The organism is Actinomadura barringtoniae (genome assembly GCF_017573505.1).
Taxonomy (GTDB): domain Bacteria; phylum Actinomycetota; class Actinomycetes; order Streptosporangiales; family Streptosporangiaceae; genus Spirillospora; species Spirillospora barringtoniae.
On record NZ_JAGEOJ010000011.1, the window covers coordinates 309,594 to 327,960 of the forward strand.

22 protein-coding genes are annotated in these 18,367 nt (G+C 67.8%); 11 read left to right on the forward strand and 11 right to left on the reverse strand.

All coding sequences use genetic code 11. The features are described 5' to 3' along the window. Positions 1-16: 16 nt before the first annotated feature. Positions 17-1,246, reverse strand: a complete 1,230-nt coding sequence (locus J4573_RS27520; protein ID WP_307796927.1) for a polysaccharide deacetylase family protein — start codon at positions 1,244-1,246, stop codon at positions 17-19. Between the two features lie 165 nt (positions 1,247-1,411). Continuing rightward, positions 1,412-2,449 carry a hypothetical protein gene (locus J4573_RS27525; protein ID WP_208258750.1) on the reverse strand — a complete coding sequence of 346 codons (1,038 nt, stop codon included), beginning with the start codon at positions 2,447-2,449 and terminating at the stop codon, positions 1,412-1,414. A gap of 291 nt (positions 2,450-2,740) precedes the next feature. Between J4573_RS27525 and J4573_RS27530 the strand changes: the two genes are divergently transcribed. Continuing rightward, positions 2,741-3,715: a trypsin-like serine peptidase gene (locus J4573_RS27530; RefSeq protein WP_208258751.1), complete on the forward strand. Its 975-nt coding sequence runs from the start codon at positions 2,741-2,743 to the stop codon at positions 3,713-3,715. Between the two features lie 86 nt (positions 3,716-3,801). On the opposite strand, the gene J4573_RS27535 is transcribed toward J4573_RS27530, so the two are convergent. Continuing rightward, a complete protein-coding gene (locus J4573_RS27535) occupies positions 3,802-4,140 on the reverse strand; it encodes an EthD family reductase (RefSeq protein ID WP_208258752.1) in 339 nt (112 codons plus the stop codon). A 355-nt stretch (positions 4,141-4,495) separates the two neighbouring features. On the opposite strand from J4573_RS27535, the gene J4573_RS27540 reads away from it, so the two are divergent. Then, a complete protein-coding gene (locus J4573_RS27540) occupies positions 4,496-4,948 on the forward strand; it encodes a cysteine dioxygenase (RefSeq protein WP_208258753.1) in 453 nt (150 codons plus the stop codon). A gap of 198 nt (positions 4,949-5,146) precedes the next feature. On the opposite strand, the gene J4573_RS27545 is transcribed toward J4573_RS27540, so the two are convergent. Both J4573_RS27545 and J4573_RS27550 read right to left on the reverse strand, forming a co-directional pair. Then, the gene (locus J4573_RS27545) at positions 5,147-5,800 is read right to left on the reverse strand and encodes a hypothetical protein (RefSeq protein ID WP_208258754.1); all 654 of its coding nucleotides are present in this window, start codon (positions 5,798-5,800) and stop codon (positions 5,147-5,149) included. Between the two features lie 259 nt (positions 5,801-6,059). Next, entirely contained in the window at positions 6,060-6,542 is a 483-nt protein-coding gene (locus J4573_RS27550; protein ID WP_208258755.1) for a hypothetical protein, read from the reverse strand. 298 nt (positions 6,543-6,840) lie between these two features. Here J4573_RS27550 and J4573_RS56715 point away from each other — a divergent pair, with 298 nt between their 5' ends. Further along, on the forward strand, positions 6,841-6,969 hold the full coding sequence (locus J4573_RS56715; RefSeq protein ID WP_372442894.1) for an LPFR motif small protein: 129 nt from the start codon (positions 6,841-6,843) through the stop codon (positions 6,967-6,969). A 685-nt stretch (positions 6,970-7,654) separates the two neighbouring features. Here J4573_RS56715 and J4573_RS27555 read toward each other — a convergent pair. Then, positions 7,655-7,927: a GlsB/YeaQ/YmgE family stress response membrane protein gene (locus J4573_RS27555; RefSeq protein ID WP_208258756.1), complete on the reverse strand. Its 273-nt coding sequence runs from the start codon at positions 7,925-7,927 to the stop codon at positions 7,655-7,657. Between the two features lie 246 nt (positions 7,928-8,173). On the opposite strand from J4573_RS27555, the gene J4573_RS27560 reads away from it, so the two are divergent. Beyond that, positions 8,174-8,752 carry a lipocalin family protein gene (locus J4573_RS27560; RefSeq protein ID WP_208258757.1) on the forward strand — a complete coding sequence of 193 codons (579 nt, stop codon included), beginning with the start codon at positions 8,174-8,176 and terminating at the stop codon, positions 8,750-8,752. A gap of 301 nt (positions 8,753-9,053) precedes the next feature. Beyond that, positions 9,054-9,611, forward strand: a complete 558-nt coding sequence (locus J4573_RS27565) for a GAF domain-containing protein (RefSeq protein WP_279575591.1) — start codon at positions 9,054-9,056, stop codon at positions 9,609-9,611. A 52-nt stretch (positions 9,612-9,663) separates the two neighbouring features. On the opposite strand, the gene J4573_RS27570 is transcribed toward J4573_RS27565, so the two are convergent. Next, on the reverse strand, positions 9,664-10,080 hold the full coding sequence (locus J4573_RS27570) for a CBS domain-containing protein (RefSeq protein ID WP_208258759.1): 417 nt from the start codon (positions 10,078-10,080) through the stop codon (positions 9,664-9,666). Between the two features lie 403 nt (positions 10,081-10,483). On the opposite strand from J4573_RS27570, the gene J4573_RS56215 reads away from it, so the two are divergent. After that, complete coding sequence (locus tag J4573_RS56215) at positions 10,484-11,725, forward strand: SigB/SigF/SigG family RNA polymerase sigma factor (RefSeq protein ID WP_307796928.1); 1,242 nt, start codon at positions 10,484-10,486, stop codon at positions 11,723-11,725. A 109-nt stretch (positions 11,726-11,834) separates the two neighbouring features. Beyond that, positions 11,835-12,227, forward strand: coding sequence for a Ppx/GppA phosphatase family protein (locus J4573_RS27580; RefSeq protein WP_208258760.1), 393 nt, complete (start codon positions 11,835-11,837; stop codon positions 12,225-12,227). Between the two features lie 7 nt (positions 12,228-12,234). Here the strand turns inward: J4573_RS27580 and J4573_RS27585 are convergent, their stop codons facing one another. Then, positions 12,235-12,576 (reverse strand): YciI family protein, encoded by a 342-nt coding sequence (locus J4573_RS27585; protein ID WP_208258761.1) that lies wholly within the window; start codon positions 12,574-12,576, stop codon positions 12,235-12,237. A 206-nt stretch (positions 12,577-12,782) separates the two neighbouring features. Beyond that, positions 12,783-13,130 (reverse strand): STAS domain-containing protein, encoded by a 348-nt coding sequence (locus J4573_RS27590; protein ID WP_208258762.1) that lies wholly within the window; start codon positions 13,128-13,130, stop codon positions 12,783-12,785. A gap of 290 nt (positions 13,131-13,420) precedes the next feature. Here J4573_RS27590 and J4573_RS27595 point away from each other — a divergent pair, with 290 nt between their 5' ends. The 4 genes from J4573_RS27595 (at position 13,421) to J4573_RS27610 (ending at position 16,541) form a co-directional block, all read left to right on the forward strand. After that, positions 13,421-13,969 carry a TetR/AcrR family transcriptional regulator gene (locus tag J4573_RS27595; RefSeq protein WP_208258763.1) on the forward strand — a complete coding sequence of 183 codons (549 nt, stop codon included), beginning with the start codon at positions 13,421-13,423 and terminating at the stop codon, positions 13,967-13,969. Positions 13,970-14,078: 109 nt separating this feature from the next. Beyond that, complete coding sequence (locus J4573_RS56220) at positions 14,079-14,912, forward strand: DUF6597 domain-containing transcriptional factor (RefSeq protein WP_208258764.1); 834 nt, start codon at positions 14,079-14,081, stop codon at positions 14,910-14,912. An 86-nt stretch (positions 14,913-14,998) separates the two neighbouring features. After that, positions 14,999-15,604, forward strand: a complete 606-nt coding sequence (locus J4573_RS27605) for a dihydrofolate reductase family protein (RefSeq protein WP_208258765.1) — start codon at positions 14,999-15,001, stop codon at positions 15,602-15,604. Positions 15,605-15,641: 37 nt separating this feature from the next. Next, entirely contained in the window at positions 15,642-16,541 is a 900-nt protein-coding gene (locus J4573_RS27610) for a TIGR03618 family F420-dependent PPOX class oxidoreductase (RefSeq protein WP_208258766.1), read from the forward strand. A 280-nt stretch (positions 16,542-16,821) separates the two neighbouring features. Here the strand turns inward: J4573_RS27610 and J4573_RS27615 are convergent, their stop codons facing one another. Further along, complete coding sequence (locus tag J4573_RS27615; RefSeq protein WP_208258767.1) at positions 16,822-17,316, reverse strand: hypothetical protein; 495 nt, start codon at positions 17,314-17,316, stop codon at positions 16,822-16,824. A 144-nt stretch (positions 17,317-17,460) separates the two neighbouring features. Then, on the reverse strand, positions 17,461-18,222 hold the full coding sequence (locus tag J4573_RS27620) for a class I SAM-dependent methyltransferase (protein ID WP_208258768.1): 762 nt from the start codon (positions 18,220-18,222) through the stop codon (positions 17,461-17,463). Between the last annotated feature and the right edge of the window lie 145 nt (positions 18,223-18,367).

Genomic DNA, 18,367 nt, shown 5'->3' on the forward strand with positions numbered 1-18,367 from the left:
CCGTCCCTTGGCTGGATCACCGTTCGCTGGTAGGGGCTCCCGGCCATGCGTCCGGACGTTGTCCCACCTTGAGCGTGCGGAGTTTCGCCAGCACGCTCGGGTTCTGCGCGTCGAGCCAGTCGACCAGGTCGCGGAACGAGACGCAGCGCACGTCATGCCTTCGGCAGACGTCTCGCATGAACTCCTCGACGGCCTCCATATAGATGCCGCCGTTCCACTGCTCGAAATGGTTGCCGACGATCAACGGTGCTCGGTTGCCCTCGTAGGCGCGTTCAAATCCCTGCCTGAGGCTTTGCGAGGCCTGGTCTTGCCAAGCGGGGCGTTGGAACGCGGGCCCGTCATAGCGCTTGGACTGGTTGGCCAGATAGTTGTAGTCCATCGTCAGGACCTCGAAGTTCGTGCCGACGAAGGGCACGCGTTGCATGGACAGGTCCCACACGCCGTTTCGTTTGCGCGGCCAGACTTGGTCGGCGACGCCGCTGGAGTCGTAGCGGAATCCCATCTGGCGAGCGGCTTGGAGCAGGTTCTGCCGTCCTTCGAGGCAGGGGGTCCTGCCGCCGATGAGCTCACGGTCGTAGTCGAACGGCAGTGACGGCATGTCCTTCCAGCCGGTCGTGGTGCGCCAGTGCTGTACGAACCACTTGGCCTGCCTGAGTTCCGACTTCCATTGCGCCGGAGTCCAGGAATTCACGCCCGTGGGACCGCAGAAATGCCCGTTGAAGTGCGTACCGATCTCGTTGCCCCCGAGCCATGCCAGGCGAAGCTGAGCGAGCGTGCGCCTGATGCTCGCGCTCCCCAGAAAGCCGATGTCGGAGGAACCGACCGCGTGGCCGGGCGGGTGATACCGCGATGCCTCGGATTGCGGCAGCACGTACAGACCGCTCAAGAAGAACGTCTGCGTGGCGCCGACCTCCTTGCCGACTGCGCGGAAACGCGAGAACAACCTGTTGTCGTCCTCACCCGCGCCGTCCCACGAGAAGACCACGAACTGCGGAGGCCGCGCACCCGGCGCAAGACGTTGCGGTCGGCGCCGGCCTGGCTGTTCGCCGCTGTAGGCGGTCGAGCCGTCGCCGATGAGGCGCGCCCTCGGCTGCTTGCTCGCCGGGTGCGAGACCGGGTGCCGATGCGTTGGCGCCTGTGCTCCGGCTCGTACGGACGAACTCTGGCCCACCCACGTGGCGCCGCAGGCCACCAAGGCGGCTCCCACGGCAAGGCCGATGGTGCCCTTCGCAGTGCCCGCGATCACCTTCGTTGCCCCCGTCGCAGTACGCGGCCGTCGCAGTACGCGGCCCAAGCGAGATCAACCCCGGTCCTATCCGCATCCGACACGGGGAGCACGGTGTTCGCGCAGGTCACAGCGGAGAATGGACTGCTTGTTGCCGACGGTTTTACCGAACGCGCCCGTTCCGGCTCACAGGCGGGGATCGCCGTCGCCAGGGGCCGCGATGCGCAGGCGGCGTCGCTGGTGCGCGACGACCGCGTAGACGACCAGGTCGAAGACGAGACCGCTGACGGCGGTGAACTGATCGACGGTGAAGTTGAACGGCTGGGTGACCAGGATGTCCAGGACGACCGCCGCCTGCATCCATTCGTAACCGCCATCGCGATCCCGGCGGATCCGGATCGCGGCGGCGATCGCGATGAGCGACACCACCGCGCTGGAGGCGGCCAAAGCGATGGTCGCGCCCAGCTCCGGCACCTCGTCACGAGTGGTCGGCCCCGCCAGGATCACCCCCAACCCGGCGAGAAAGATCAACGCGACCACCGCCTGAAGGATGAAGCACCCCACGATGATCACCACGAACCAGCGCCGGTCCAGCAACCAGGCCAGTCGTCGCCGCAGCCCCGCCCGGGCGTTGCGCAGGAACTGCGGAGTCGGATCGGCGCGTTCGGGCACCGCCTGAACGAGCTGCCGGAGCGCGGTGTGCACGGCGTCGTCGTGCTGCCCGAGTAACTGTGACGCCGCCTCCCGTTCGAGGGGCGTGAGCCCGGTGATCACGCCGCGGATGCCTGTGTAGGCGGCGTTGGCCATGCGTTCGGCGTCGGTCAGCGGACGGCTGATCCGGCTCTTGCGCGCCACCACGACCAGGACCGCGAACGCGACGTAGATCAACGCGGCGGCAGGCTTGAAGAAGTAGTCGTTGGTCTGGGTGACGAACTTGCCGATCTCGTCGATGAACAGGCCGAACCCGATGCCTCCCAGCAGCGAAGCCCAGATGCGCGGGGTCCTGCCCACGTACATCAGCACGAGGATCAGCGCGACCACCATCAGCAGCCCGCCCCACAGCATGTGAGCGATGTGCAGGCCATGCCCGCCCACCTGCGGGTATCCGGACAGGGCGAGGAAGGCGCGGGTCAGCAGGACCGTGCTGATCCCGGTCACGGCGAACAGCTGCAGATTGTCGGCCCCGTCAACGAGCCGGACCAGCCCTGTCCGCCTCCCGGCCATGCGGCGCCCCCCAACGCTCCTGGGAGTCGGTGTTCCCGCCGACTCGCCATACGCAGTGCAGGACCAAGCCAAGAATCGGACAGAAGGTGGCGGTCCGGCCGATTGGTCCTCAGTGCGCCGGCAAGTTTTGTCGATTCCGGCTTATCGGGAAGTGCGCTTCCGCCGGGTGGCGACGACCCTTGGTTGCTCATCCATGGCCAAGCAATGGACGATCCTTGATCGTTAGCCTGCGGATGTCATGTGATCGACAACGGAAAGGGCGACTTGGTGCGATCGGCACAGCATTTGCTCATGACCGTCACGGCGACCGCAGCGCTCTTCGGGGCCGGGACACCCGCCGTAGCCGCAGCGGAACCTGCCCCTCGACCCATTTCACATGTCCTGCCCGCATCCGCAGCCAAAAGTGCCAGCAATTACTGGACTCCCGAACGAATGCGTAAGGCGAAGCCGCTTCCACTTCCCAAACGGCGTTCCGGAACGACGCTCTCCCCGGCCGGAACGCCTTCGCTCCCGTCCGGTAAGCCGCGATCAGTCCCGCCGACCGGTCCTACCGCGAAGACATCGGCAGGGCTGCTGCCCTCCGACGTCACCAGTCCGCAGCGGTGGGAGGGCGGAGGGGGCATCACGGCCACCGGCGGCAAGCTCTTCATGCATTTCAGCCACGGTGACTTCGTGTGCTCGGCCTCGGCGGTGAACGGCGGGAACCTCGACGGCATCTCCACCGCCGCACACTGCATCTATGACCTGGACCGGGCCGAGTGGGCGCAGAACGTGGCGTTCGCACCGGCCTATCGCGAAGGACAGGAGCCCTACGGCCTGTTCACCTCCAGGACGATCGTGATGTCGTCTGCCTGGAACAAGCAGACACCGACCTACGAGAATTACGACTTCGCCGTCGTGGTCGCCAATCCGCTGAACGGGCGCCACATCGTGGAGACGGTCGGCGGGCAGGGCATCGTCTTCAACCACGTCCGGCACCCGTACAGCTATCTCTTCGGATATCCCGGCGACCGCGACAACGGCGCGATCATGCAGTATTGCAGTGGCCCGACCTTCGACGACCCGGCCAACCGGGTGAACCACGAAGCGATCCACTGCGGCCTCAACGGCGGCTCCAGCGGTGGCCCTCTGCTCCAAGACTTCTCCGAGAGCAGCGGATACGGCTACATCATCGGTTCCAACTCTTTGGTCGCGGGCGACGTCAACTTCGGCACATATCTCGAAGACATCGCGGCGGGCGTATATGACGCCGCGATCGCCGCCTGACCCTTTCTCAACGGCGTTCACTCGCGGGACGTGCTGGGCCGGCGCACGCCTGCCCAGCGCCGACCGCCAGTGGCCAGGGCATTCTGTTAGAAGTCTGCGGGTGCCTCGGCTGCGGGCAGGATGTGTTCGTCGCGGTTGTAGAGGAAGTCGACACCGCCGGTGGCGAAGTTGGACACGTCGTCGACGGCGGCTTGGCCCTCTGGTGAGGCCAGGATGGCCTCGAGGTCTTCGCGGGTGTCAGCGTAGAGGCCGACGATGAGGTGGTACGGGGGCCGCTGCCCCGGAACGGTCGCCTCGCAATGGCCGATGGTCCAGCCTTTGAGCCCCCGCATCTTGCGGGCGATGGGCAGGTGCACGTCGCGGTAGTAGGCGTCGAACGCCTCGGGGTCGGTCGGGTGGCCATAGAGGATGGTCAGCCGGTACATCTGTGGTCTCCGTTCGTGAGCGGGGTCGAGTCCCCGAAGCGGAATGGCGGGGGCCGTCGGTCGTGGCCGGAGATCCTCGCCGCCGACGGTCACTGTAGCGCCCTCGTGGCTGTGAGTAGCAGCTCAAGCGCACTCTGTAGCCCCCTCTGGTCAGGGCGAGTATGCGACGGGGCCTCGAGGATTAAGACGTTTCAGATTGACTTGATAGGGAATTGCCTCCATGCTGGTTCCATGCATCTGGGGCTCCCTCTGTGGTCGCGCCTGCACGTCGACTTCCGGCGGCAGGCGAGCGACCTGTGTCGCTGACCCTCACGTTCGGCGGAGGTGAAGCGACAAGGAGAGGAACCCGAATCAAATGACGTTGAGCATGGCCGCGCCCGCGGTGTCCCGGCTGGCCGAAACGGCCGGCGCGCTGGCCGCGGCGCCCGACGAGTGGGTGGCGCGAGTCCGGCTGAGTCCCGAGGGGCGCTGGTACGAGCGCTTGCATCGCGATGAGGACCACGAGATCTGGCTGATCAGCTGGCTGCCCGGCCAGGCGACCGGGCTGCACGACCACGGCGGCTCGCGCGGGGCGTTCGCCGTCGCGCTCGGCGATTTGGAGGAACGGGATTTGGCCTCCACGCGGAGGCTCACCACCGGCCAGACTCGCTCATTCGGCCCCGAGTACGTGCACGAGGTCCGCAACGTCTCGAACGCGCCCGCTGTCAGCGTGCACGTGTACTCGCCGCCCCTGAGCGTGATGAACCGGTACGACCTGAACGAGTCCGGGCTGGTCCGGCTCGCCGTCGAAGAGGCCGGACAGTGGTGACGGACCGGCACGTCCGGACGCGTTCCATGGAAGAGGTCCTCGCTGAGGGCCGCAACCGGCCGGATCCTCTGTAGCCGGTCGCCCTTGCATCGGTGCGCGGCATCCGCCGACATCGCCGCTGCGCTGAAGAGATCGACGTCGTGCAACCGAGGGGCCGCCGGTGTTTCCGGCGGCCCCTGGTTCATCCACGGTCAGGACTCAGGAGACGAACGCCCAGGCGCCGTAGCGGATCGTGGCCCTGCTCCAGTCGCCGCCGGCGGCGCGGACGAGCTGCTTGATCAGCGGAAGGTCGCCGAGGGCTCCGGCCTCGATCAGCCTGCCGTTCAGCGTCACCGAGCCGCCGCCGAGCCGTTCGCCGAGCGTGGGGTCGGCTTCGATCGCGTCGTGCAGGCGTTGGAAGTCGACCCCGGGTACCTGGACGAGGATGGCGTTGACCTGGGCCGAGCGCCTCGGGAGGTACTGGAAGCTGAGCACCGACTGCTGGTGGAAGCGCGTGGCGACCTTGTGCGCGATGTCGCGTACCTCGGCGGCGTCCACGCGTCCGATGTGGAACTCGCGCGAGCGCTCGTAGTCGGCCTTCTTCAGGTCCGATGACCAGAACGTCCCGTTCAGCAGGGTGGATCCCCGCGGCCTGCCTCCGTTGTCGCGGATGATCTCGTCGACCTGGTGCGCGAACTTCACCAGCCGGGTCCGCAGGGCGGGGTCGTTCGGATCGAAGCTGTTGGAGGTCTCGTTCGTCGCGAAGATCTCGGCCTTGCCGGCGTCCACCTCAGCGGTGGCCGTTCCGGCCGAGACCGGCACCGCAAACGACACCGTCACGACCACAGCGACCACACTCGCACGTCGTCTCATGCGTGCTTCCTCCCCGTCCTCGGCCGGTCAGCCTCCGTGACGCCGCGTGACGAAGGTGTAGCGGACTCGCGTGCCGACATGAGACCACGCGAGACTCTGTCCATATGGCTATTCCTATCGAGTTGGTTTGAAATGGTGGCCGGGCCGCGCGAGGTCACCGGCCACGATCACGCGCATCGACCCCTTGAACGTTCGTCGCGTGGGCAGGGCCAGGTCAACAGGGCCGACGAAGCTAGCTGCCGGCAGATGCGGACGCCCACTAGTCCAGGTTTCTCGCCTCGGCGATGTGGAGTCGGTCCAGCAGGTCGGTCAGCGCGCTCGCGCGGAGATCTGCGGTCTGCTGGAAGCCCTGCAACGCTTCGTCGACGTCAACGGCCAGCCGTTCGCATTCGTCCAGGGCCTCCCACAGCTTGGTGGCGGACTCGGCGATCTGGGCCTCGCCGGCCTGTGAGTCTCTTGTGCCGAACCGTTCGATCTCATCGGCGAGACGCCGCCTTACCGCGCGCTGCTGCTCCCACAACTGGTTCACACGGTCCCGGAACAGGTCATGTTCGACCTCACCGAGAACGACCTCGGCAGACAGCAAAGCACGTAGACCGTCAGCGGTCTCCAGCGGACCGGTCGGGTCGAAAGCGTGCTCCGGATCCAGTTCCGGATCTGACATCGTCCCCCCCTGCGTCCGCTGGCTGGTGCTGTTCCCGCGAACGCCATCGACGCCCGGAGAGCAGCGGCCTTCGGCCACGGTCGTTCAACCTCCTAGGCTCGCACGATAGACACCGGCCCCCGTCTCGGCCATCAAAATGGCCACAACGAGTCGCGAGCACGGCCACCGCCATCCGGGCGCTGAAGCGCCTCCCTGGCGCCGAGCCGACGACCGCTGGCGATCTCGGCCGTGAAGGTCGGGGAGGGGCGGCGCGCCGGCTGGCCAGTCAGAAGCCATTGGTGTTGGCGCAATCGCAAGGGGGCCTGTCAGGGCTCGAATGTGTAAGCCGCGGCTGGAGGGTACAGGCGTTATGCGACCGGAAGATGGGAGAAGAGAGATGCGGCGCATTACTGGCGCTCTCAGTGCAATCGTTTCGACAGTCTTGAATGTTCTCACCCTGCCGTTCCGGGTGCTCGGTCGGCTGCTGGCGCCGTCGCGGCGACGGACGAGTCGGCGAGCCGGCTAATACCGCCCTCGGTTCTCAGGCAGCGGGCAGGTGATCCGGGCAGTAGCCGGTTCCCTGGTGCAGTGCCACGGCCGCTCTCCAGTCGCCGGTCCCGGCTATACAGCTGACGCAGAATCCCAGCGGGGGAATGTCGGCCGCCGAGTCTGGGCCCTTCGTCGCGGACTCTCGGGCGTTGTCGATGGCGGCGGCCTGTGTTTGCTCGCGTCCGTCCAGGGGCGGCGCCACTCCACGGAAGACGCCGCGCGTCAGATGAGTCATCGCGTTCGCCACAAGTAGGCAGGCTCGCCGCAGTCGATGAAACCGGCCGGGGTCCGTCTGGCGGAGGCGAGTTGGGACATACCTTGGCGGGCCGTCGGCCGCGCGTCCCAGATGACGATCGTCACGCGATTGCGCTACGCCAGCTCAGCTGCAGGCGCATCCCCGCTCGGAGCGCACTCGCGTCCAATCCATCGGCCATGACCCTCCTCTTGCCACCCGGACATTACCGCGCTTCCTGGGCACGCAGGGCACGGTGTCTTCGCGGCGAGGACGTTCCGGCCTTGCTTGCTGTCGCTCGTGGTCGAGCGGCAGAGGGCTATCGGTCCGCGATCCGGAGCGGCTGGCTGTGCCCTGGTGCCACGACATGGCACAGCGGCGGTGCGAAACCGGAGTTTCGCACCGCCGCTGTCGGTGGTGGTGACTGCCGTTATCGGTGGCTGCCGCGGCGTTGGAACGCGGCGACGGCGGCGACACCGACGGCGGCCAGGCCGATCTGGAAGACGAGTTCGATCCAGTCGATGCCGTCGGTGGTGCCGACGCCGACCTTCTGCGCGATCGCCGTTCCGAGCAGGGCTGCCACGATGCCGACTCCGATGGTCAGCAGGAAGCCGATGGGCTGCCGTCCCGGCAGGACCAGCCTGCCGAGCGCGCCGATGATTGCTCCGATGACGATCGCAGTGATGATTCCGGTAACGGTCATCTCGGATCCTCCTCACGTGTGTTCGGACTGCCCCTTGCCCAAACAGAGCGCTTTGTACCTGGATGGGTCCGCTTCTCGTGGTGTGGCGGCGTCCACATGAGGCCTGCGAGCGCATGGCGACGGCCCCTGCGCTCTTGGCCAGGGCTTGGTCGAGGGATGAGATTTCTTGGTCGCGCACGCATCCGGTGGCGCCCGGCCTATCGAAGATCCTTCAGGACCGTGCCGAGGGAAGCCGGGAGGCTTGAGATGCTGAAGCTGCTCGCGATGACGGCTGTGGGAATAGGAACGATGGCCGCTACGGCGACACCGGCAATGGCGGCGCCGGGGCCGCCCGAGCCCGTCGGCAAGGTCCAGGTCGACCGGTACCTGGGGCGCTGGTATCAGATCGCCGCCGTGCCCGCCCTGTATGAGATCCAATGCCGACGCGACGTCACCGCCGACTACGGTCTCAGCCCCGCAGGGACGGTGACGGTGAAGAACTCCTGCCGGTCGTTCTTCGGCATCACCAGCACCATCCGGGGCGACGCCCGGCCGCTCGACGCCACCAACGCCCGGCTGAACGTCTCGTTCCTGCGGTTCGGCTCTGCCTGGCGGCACACCGCGAACGCCAACTACATCGTGGTGGGGCTGGCGGCCGACTACCGCTGGGCGGTGGTCACCGACTCCGGCCGCCGAAGCGGCTTCGTGCTGTCACGCACACCGGCACTGAGCGACGCGGACGCCCGCGCCGCCCGCAGTGCCCTGCGCCGCGCGGCGATCGACCCCTGCACGTTGAAGACCACACCGCAGCACAACGGCGCCTCGACGAGCGGACCGTTCTGCTGAACCCGGCAGGCAGCCGCAGCTGTCCGACGCGCGCTGTCGGCTGGGTGCGTGCGCCTGCGCCGCTGACGTACGTAGCCGTGGCAGACGAGTCCTTGAGCGGCAACTCGTGCTCAGGGATGCGGGCAACCATTGCGTGGCGGGTGCGCTGGTAGGGCGGAGATCGGGCCGTCGGCGGTGGCCGGGTTCGCCGTGGTCGCGCTGACGTGCTGTGGTCTGGATCCCAGAGGTACCTTGTTCGTTTCGTTGGCTTTTGGGCAATGGGCAATGGCAGTGCCGAAGGCGGCAGGGCCAGGCCAAGTAAATGGAGGTTGTCGTGACGAGAAGGCCGAGGGGGAGGTTCTTCGACGCCGCGAGTGCCTACCGTGCCGATCCCACGTCGATGTTGGAGGACGCGTTGGACACCGCAGTGCGGCACAGCGGTGCTCAGCGCGGCAATGTTCAATTGCTCGATCCGCAAGCCGGGGGTTTGCAGATCGCGGTGCAGCGTGGCTTCGAGAAGGCGTTCCTGGACTTCTTCCGGGTGGTTCCGGCCGACGGTGACGATGCCAGCAGCGCGTGCGGGCGGGCGCTGTCCAGTGGCCGGGCGGTGCGGGTGCCCAACGTGGCGGCCAGTTCGGTCTTCGCCGGGACCGCTGGACTGGGGGTGATGCTGGAGGCTGGGGCGCGGGCCTGCATGTCGACACCGTTGACCGACCGCACCGGCCAGGTCCTGGGCATGTTGAGCGTGCACTATGAGCGGCCGCAGGCCATCACCGTCGCCGACCAGCGTCTGCAATCAGTGATCGCCGAGCGCGCCGCGGTCCTGCTGACGACGGCAACGTCCGGACCGGACGATGAGTTGATGCCGGCGGCCGGCTGACGCCGCCGCGGCGGCCCGCTGAGGGCGATGACCGGCGCTCCTCTGTCTCCATTCAGGTGCTGGGCTCGGCGGCGCTGATGTCGGCGAGACCCGAGTCGGGATCGTCTTCGATCGCGATGTCGCCGAGCGAGATGATGCCCACCGGGCGAGTGCCGTCGACCACCGGCAGGCGGCGTACCGAGTGCGTGCGCATCAGCCAGACCGCGACATCGAGGTCGTCGTCGGGCCCGATCCGTACCGACGCCTCACTGCACAGACCGCCGACGCTGGACTGCGGGCCCAGATCCGAGGCGAGCGCACGGACCACGAGGTCACGATCGGTCACCAGGCCACGCAGGTCCTCGCCTTCGGTGACCAGCACGGCCCCGATGTCCTCGTCCCGCATCGTGGTCGCCACCGTCTTGATCTCGGTGTTCGGCGGAACGCACACGGGATGGCCGGTCATGATGTCGCGCACCTTCTGTGCCATGAGCGTTTCTCCTTCGCGGCAGTTTGAACCCTTGAAGTTCCGCACTACCCGACTCGCGAGTCCCAATCCACCAAGCCGACCGGAGACGGGTCAGTCGTCGGTGGGCAGGCGGTTCTGCCTCGTTCTGAAGCGCCTGGCGGTATTCGCGGGCGAGCTGCGCGTGCTCATCGACCTCCAGGCTGATCATGCTTCGCCGGGTCGCCTGGTTTAGCCGTCCACTACCGGGCACACGCCAAAGACAGCCTCGAAGCCGGGCGCGTCCGACCCGGAACCGGAAAGCAGGGGTGTCATGGCTGTTGGGCAGCGGCGGACAGCGATTTCCGATCCAGGACTCGCGGAGGCCGACCAGGGCGGAATCATCGCTTGTGCCGATGATCGCGACTCCTGGGAGGGCGGTTGAACGGTGAGCGAAGACCTGAGTCTGCGCCGCAAGGCGGCCCGGCAACGCGCCGAGCAGATCCAGCGGCGAGCCGCCGAGACCGGTCGGCGTGCCGCTGAGCTTCACCAGCACCGTGAACGGCGCGACGGTCAGATCCCCGGCCCGGCGGCCACCGCCGAGAACCTGCGGCGCGCTCGTGAACGCCGTGACGATGCCGACGGGCACATTCGCGAGGCGGCGGATTGGGCGGAACAAGCCCTGCTGCGTTCTGCTCAGGCCCACGAGCGCGCGGTCGTACTGCTGGAGCAGAGGGCCGCCGACTTCCCGGCCCAGGCCGAGGGGCATCTGGCGGCGGCCGAGCATCATCGCACCTGGGCTGCCAAGGACCGGGAGCTGCTGGCACGCCATCACGATCGGGCGCTGGGCGAAAACGGCACCGCGAACACCGGCAGGGCGTCCCCGCAGCTCGCCCAGAAGCCCGCCACCAAGGACTCATCCGGTGGCCGATACGACACCGGCCTGGCCGAGCAACTGCTGAGCGAGCTGAACGCGCCGAGCATCGACCGCCCCCGCGAGGAGCAGATCCGTTCTGAGCTGGCGGAACTGCACGCCCCGATCGTCCGCAGCATCGCCCACCGCTACGCCAATCGCGGCGAGCCGAACGACGACCTCGAGCAGGCCGCCTACGTAGGCCTGGTCAAGGCCATCAACAACTACGACCCGCAGCTCAGCGACCGCTTCATCCGCTACGCCGTTCCGGTCATGCAGGGCGAGGTCAAGCGGCATTTCCGGGACAAGACCTGGGCCGTCCACGTCCCGCGCCGCCTTCAGGAGCTGCGCGCCGAGTTCAATCAGGCGACGCGGGACTTCGAACGCGAGCACAGCCGTTCTCCCACCACCGCCGAGATCGCCGAGGTCCTCGGCATCAGCCGGGACGAGGTCATCGAGGTCATGATCGTCTCGGACGCCTACAGCCCGGTGTCGCTGGACGCACCGGTGAACGACGGTGAAAAGGAGGTCTCCGTGCTCGGCGACACCCTGGGCGCCGAGGACGACGCGCTGGAGAAGCTGGTCGACGGGGAGGCGCTGGCGCCCCTGCTGGACGAGCTCCCCGAACGTGAACGCACCGTCGTGCTGCTGCGGTTCTTCGGGAACAAGACCCAGTACCAGATCGCCGAACAGCTCGGCTGCTCCCAGATGCACGTCTCCCGCATGCTCCGCCGCACCCTGAAACGCCTTCGCGCCGGTCTCCTCGCCGAAGACTGATCGCTTCCGCCAGGCGACAGAACCTCGCGTTTGAGGCGCGCACCAGGGGTAACGGCAGCGCATGCGCGTAGGTGTTCTTGACGTCGGATCCAACTCGGCCCGGTTGCGGATGGCCGATCTCACGCCCGGACGGCCCCCGGAGCCGTACCAGGTGGTCAACGTTCCGGCCCGGCCGGCCGAGGCCACCGACCGGCAGGGCCTCATCGGCGCGGCGGCGGTCGCCAGGCTGATCAAGGCGGTGCGCGAGGCGGTGGCGGCGACCGCGGAGAACGGGGCCGAAGAGCTCATCGCGTTCGCGACGGCAGCGGTCCGAGACGCGGCCAACGGTCCCGAGGTCATCGCCGAGGTGTGGGCCGCCACCGGCGTCGCGCTGGACTTCATGGACGGCGAGAAGGAGGCGCACTTGACCTTCTGCGTGGCTCGCAGCCAGTACAGGGAGAGGCAGGCTCGACCCGCAGAACCCGACCGTCCTGGATCGGCCCCGTCTCTGCTCCCTGCCTGAGCGGCCGTCAGTGCAACTGATCGCCTGGGAAGCTGCGCACCGGGTACGCGGTGAACGTGAAGACCCCGGCCTTCACGCCGGGATCTTCGGCCATCACGGCGCGCGTGGCCTCCAGATCGGCGTTGAAGATGCCGATGCCGCAGACCTCGCCGCCACCGTCGGTGACCGGGCAGACGATGTCGAGGACACCGTCGGCGCGCAGGCCGAAGTTGCGGCGGCCGTGCTCCCACACGATCGGGGCGGCCTCAGCCGTCCCGTACTCCGGACCGGGCAGGAGGATCACCGCGGTGTAGGCCTTGGTGGTGGCCATGCCCGCGCGCATCTCATCGTCGCTGACGTAGGTGGTCATGCCGCGTTCCTAAGGGTGACTGGGGACCGGGTTGTCGGCGGTGCCAATCCTGCCTCGTTCTCCAGGCGCAGCGAGGCGGCTCATCGATCGTGCGCGGGCCCGTTTCGGCCAGCTTGATCTTCATGACCCTGTGGCCTGCCTCGTCGCGAAGCGGCTCGCCCTACCGCCCGGCGGCCGGCGACGTGTTTCACGGCGCGGCTCTGCTCTTAGCGGAGGGTGGCGAGTGCGAGCTCGAGTGTCGGGTACACCGCCATCTCCCTGGTGAATCCGGCGACTTCCAGCACGCGGTGAATTCTGTCGGCCGGTGCGACCATCACCACGACCGCTCCTTGGGCCCGGGTGATGCTGTAGGCCCTGGCGAGGAGATGAAGGCCGCTGGAGTCCATGAACTCCAACTGGGTCAGGTCGAACACCAGATGTGCGGGTCGGCCCTTGGCGGAATCAAGATGAGGGCGTACGAGATCGGCGGTGGAGAGGTCGAGTTCGCCGCTCAGTGTTATGACGGTGAATCGGTCGTGTTCCTGAGCGAGGACGGTCAGCAGATTCCTCCGCACACCGACCTCCTCGGGGCTTGATCTGTCCGCTCGCGCGATCCGATCTTCAGGTGAGGCATATGCCGGACATCGGTGAGCGGCTGGCGGTTGTTTCAGGCCGCGCGGCCCGGTGTCGAGTCTATGACCCGGAATCGGTGCCGTGAGCTGGGCGTCCTGGTTGGGCAGGCCGTTCCGTACGGCGGGAGTGGCCCGCCAGCGACTTTTTTTACTCACATGAGTAAGGTGTTACCTAGGTGAGTAAGAGCGCGTCATGTCGGCATCGCGCGACGCGAGCGGACGGGGGTGGGCGCGTGAGTGGTCAGAGACGGGAGCAGATCGTCGAGGCGGCGGTGCGGGTGGTCGCCCGGGAGGGCAGTCACGGTCTGTCGTTCGCGAAGGTGGTGCAGGAGGCGGGGCTGAGCAGCACCCGCTTGATCTCCTATCACTTCGGCACGCGGGAGGCGCTGCTTCAGCAGACCTTCGAGCACGTGCTGACGCGGGCGGCCGCGTTCATGGGTCCGCTGATCGCGGCGCAGACGACGATGCGCGCGAAGATCGGGGTCTACATCCGGAGCAACCTGGAGTTCATCGCCGCCGATCCGGTCTATGCCCGGGCGGCCGTCGACCTGGCCGGGGCCGTCGGCGCCGTCGCCGGCGGTGCGGGTCTGGCGTTGCTCGAGGACGGGTTCCGGCGTGGGCAGGAGAGCGGGGAACTGCGCGAGTTCGATGTCCACACGGCCGCGGTGGCGTTGCGGGGTGCGATCGATGGGACGGTCCTGGACATCGTGAACGCGGGCGCCGACCCCGAGCGGGCCGCCGCGGAGCTCGCCGAGCTGGTCGACCGTGCGATCCGTGCCTGAGCTCGGCCGTTCTCGCGGGCCGGGGGACGACACCCTCCGCGGTGGTGTGCCCGCGGATGAGCAAGGGCGATGGGGGTCCGCTGCGCCCGGTGTCAACGGGCCAGAGCCGGTGCGGTCGTACGTCGAACGGCTGCCGGTGCCGGCCTTGTCGAGGCTGGTGCAGACCGTATGGGTGCATCGCACCGATGACGTTCCGTACGTGCAGCGTCGGCTCCCGAGCGGCGGGGTCGACCTGCACTGGCCGCTCGGCGGAGAGCCGCGGCTCCTCGGCCCGATGACCGGCCCCGTGCTCGACGTGGTCCCGGCACGTACCACCATCGTCGGGGTCCGGTTTCGGCCGGGCGGCAACCCGCTGCTGCCGGTGGCGCTGTCCGAGCTGCTCGATCAGGGGGTCGGGCTGCGGGAGCTGGAACATCGGTGGGTGGAACAGCTCGGTGAGGAGATGGTGAACGCGCCCACACCCGAGACGGCCTTGGGGATGCTGCAGGCCCAGCTGCTGCATGAGGTGCGTACGGCGACCGGCCTGGACCCGCTGATGGATGAGGCGGTGCGGCTGCTGATGCCCTGGCAGCAGGCCGAGATCGGCGTCCTCGCCTCGCACCTGGGGCTATCGGCAAGCCAGCTACGGCGTCGGTGCCTGCACGTGGTGGGCGTGAGTCCGAAGGTGCTGCAGCGGACCCTGCGGTTCCAGGGATTTCTCGCGCTGGCCCAGGCCGCGAGCCCGCCGTTGGGTCAGCACGGCGCCGAAGGAATGGCTGCGCTCGCGACCGATGTCGGTTACGCCGACCAGTCGCACCTCAGCCGCGAATGCCTGCGCCTGGCGGGTGTCACCCCGAGCGCGTTGTTCGGTGGCGAGGTCGATCGATGCCTGCGCGAGCACGACCACGCGGCGTCGTACCGTTCCTTCCTCGCCTCCCGCACGAGGCCGCTACCGCGGCTATGACCCATGCGCGATTCGTTCAAGACGCGGCGTCACGCTTCCTCATAACGTCGCCGCATGCGTGATCTGATCTGACGGAAAGGCAGCTCATGGCCAAGGTAATCACCGCACTGTCGGTCTCGGTCGACGGATACATCACCGGCCGGAACCCCGCCGCCGGACGCGGTCTCGGCGACGCAGGCATCCTGTTCGACTGGTACTCCGACGGCGACACCCCGAGCACCGCTTTCGCCGGGTTCACCCTGAGCAAGCCCAGTGCCCGTGTCTTCGACACCCTCGCCGAACGCGTGGGCGTCAGCCTCTGCGGTCGCAACACCTACGACGACTCCGGCTGGGGGAGCGGCGGTACGCCGCATCCGAACGCTCCGCTGGTCGTTCTCAGCCACCGCCCGGCGCCGCAGGACAACGAGCGCCAGACGTTCGTGGCCACGGGCATCGAGGACGCCATCGCGGTGGCGCGCCAACAAGCCGGCGACAAGGACGTGGCCCTGATGGGCGGCGGGGTCGTCACCGAGGCGCTGAAGGCAGGGCTGCTCGACGAGATCGTTCTGCACCAGGTCCCGGTCCTGCTCGGTGAAGGCCGACCGTTCTTCCAGAACCTGCCCGAACACGTGCGGCTTCAGCTGCTCGAAGCGGTGGCCGCCCCGGGTGTCACACACCTGCACTACGAAGTCGCCCGATCCCATGCCCGGTGAACACCTTCCCACTCTTGCTCTTGCTGAAGGAGAAGCCATGCTCGACACCGAGCTCCGACGCGTTCTGGACGGTCCGGCGATCGCGCACCTGGCCACCGTTCTGCCCGACGGCGCACCCCACAGCACACCCGTGTACGTCGGAACCCACGGCGACCACATCGTGCTGTTCACCGGGCCGCACACTCGCAAGGCACGCAACCTGCGCCGTGATCCACGCCTCGCCCTGTCCATCGCGCCCGCCGACAACCCGTTCGCGCCCGTTGCCGTCCGCGGCCGCGTCGTCGACTGGATCACGGGGCCCGAGGCCTGGACCGTCGTGGACCGCCTCGTCGCGAAGTACACCGACATCCCCTACCCCCGCGACGGTGAGCGATGGGTGGCGGTCATCGCACCGAACGACGGCCCAGCACCGCGCGCGTCAGACCCGCCCCACGTCGACCAGGCATCCTCCAGCCAGGCGCCTGCCCCAGCGTCAGGCTCCGCAGCGGCGCACGGTTCCCGCATCCGCCGCTTCGACCACGTCGGTGTCACCGTCGCGGACCTGGAAGCGACGACCGAGTTCTTCGTACGACTCGGACTCCAGGCCCAGGGCGCCCCGATGGCGGTCGAGGGTGAGTTCCTCGACACCGTGATCGGTATCCCCGACTCCCGCACCCGCATCGTCATGCTCGCCGCTCCGGACGGGGGCACGACACTGGAGCTGTCGAGCTTCGAACGGCCCGACCACCAGCCCGGTGCCCCTGACGCGATGGCCAACGAACTCGGGCTGCGCAACGTGGCCTTCGAGGTCGATGACCTCGACGCGACGCTCGACCGGCTCGCCGCTGACGGCTACGGACTTGTCGGGGGCGTCGGCCAGTACGAGCAGTCATGGCGAATGGCCTACGTGCGCGGCCCGGAAGGCATCATCGTCTCCCTCGCCCAACGCGTTCACTGACGCCCGTCGGCCCGAACGACCCCGCTGGCCGGAGCGAGGGCGCGTTCGACCACGACGCCGAGCCACGCCGCCACCACTGCCACGCGAGCCAAGGTGCTGGCCCTTCGTGCTCTGCCCGCCAGCTAGACGTGATCGTCGTGCTCGGTGCGTTGTTCGCCGCATGAGCGGGAACGTGGTCTCCCGCACCGACGCCGGCTGAACCCGTAGCCCATCCTGCGGAATGGGCTTCCGCGCCCAGGGACGCCATTGTCTCCTGGGCAGGGCGTCATTCGTGAGCGTGCTACTTGGTCTTGATGTTCTTGTAGATGATGCAGCGGATGGTCTGGACCAGGAATGGACTCGGGCGGAAGCAGTGAGTGCCCAGCGAGGCCCAGCGTGCGTTGCCCTGGGCCGTCAGCGTGACGACGAACTTCACCCGGTAGGTGCTGCGCCGGCGGCCGTATTCGTACCGTCCATGGCTTTCCGCGGCGAAGACCAGGGAACTGAAATGCCGGCCGTTCGCCTCCTTCTGCTTGCCGTGGTAGAGGTACGCCTGCCCGTCCATGTACACCGGGATGGGGCATTCCACGTGGCCAAGGAAGCTGATCGCCCTGATCCTGCGCTGCTTCTTCCCGAGCAGATAGTGGATCGACAGCGGGCACGGGGCGATGGTGCGCTTTGCGGGCGAGGCTGGTTTGACGGGCTGCGTCGTGGCGGCCATCGCGGGTGAGGTGACCGACAGCATGGCTGCCGACAACGCCGCGACGGGCAGGAACCGGGCGGTTTTCACGGGCATGGCTCTCCTTCACGGAGGCGAAAGCGGGGCTGACGACCGAGATTGAAGCCGCCGTCGCCGCTGCTCAGCCAGTGATCCCGCGTTCGGGATGATCCCGAACGCCCCGCCGAACGATGTGGGAGACGATCTTGAGTCTGTGGGCGGTCAGGGGCGGCGGGTGATGACCAGCCATGCGCGGGAGTCGAACCAGACGCCGTCGCCGGTGTTGTGGGCTTCGAGGGTGGAGTGGAGCCGGTCTAGGGCGCGTTCGGTGGAGCCGGCGTCTTGATCGGCGAGCGGGCCCTTGGCCGTCCAGAGCTGGAGCACGGCGGCGCTCGCGCTCTCGACGTCCGGGCCGTAGTAGATGGGCTCGCGGACGTCGATGATGTCCACCGGGGTAAAGCCCGCTGCGGTCGAGATGCTGATCATGGTGTCCGGGTCGGCCAGGGCGAACGGGGCGACTGCGTCGGGTACTGACGGGGCGCCGTCTGACAGCGCCGCTTGGACCGCGGTGTGCCATTCCTGCCGGTCGGCGGCTTGCCAGACCAGCTGAACGAAGCGGGCGCCTGGGCGCAGGGATCGCCCGATGTTGGTGAACGCGGCGACGGGGTCGGAGAAGAACATCGTGCCGAACCGGCTCGTGGCGAGGGTGAAGTGCTCAGGCGGGAAGGCGTGGGTCTGAGCGTCGGCCTGTACGAAGCTGACGTTGGGCAGGTCTTCCGTCTTGGCCCGTTGGCAGGCCTGGGCGAGCATCGCGGACGAGACGTCGATGCCGAGCGCGGTTCCCCGCGATGCGGCTCGGGCGGCGTCCCGGGTGGTCTGGCCGGCGCCGCAGCCGATGTCGAGGACATGATCGCCGGGTCGGACGTCGAGGAACTCTAGGAGCCGGTCGCGGTAGCGGGTGAGCTCGGCGTCGTAGTCGAACACTTCGTCTCCTCATGCAGCCATGTCTCTTTGGCGTAGCTGCCGGCTGTCACGCTAGGCGCGTGACTCGATCGCGAAAAGCGATGATTGACGATTGAGTCGATCGCTCATTGCGATGTACGCCCTCACGTTGGGATTTGGGATCGTC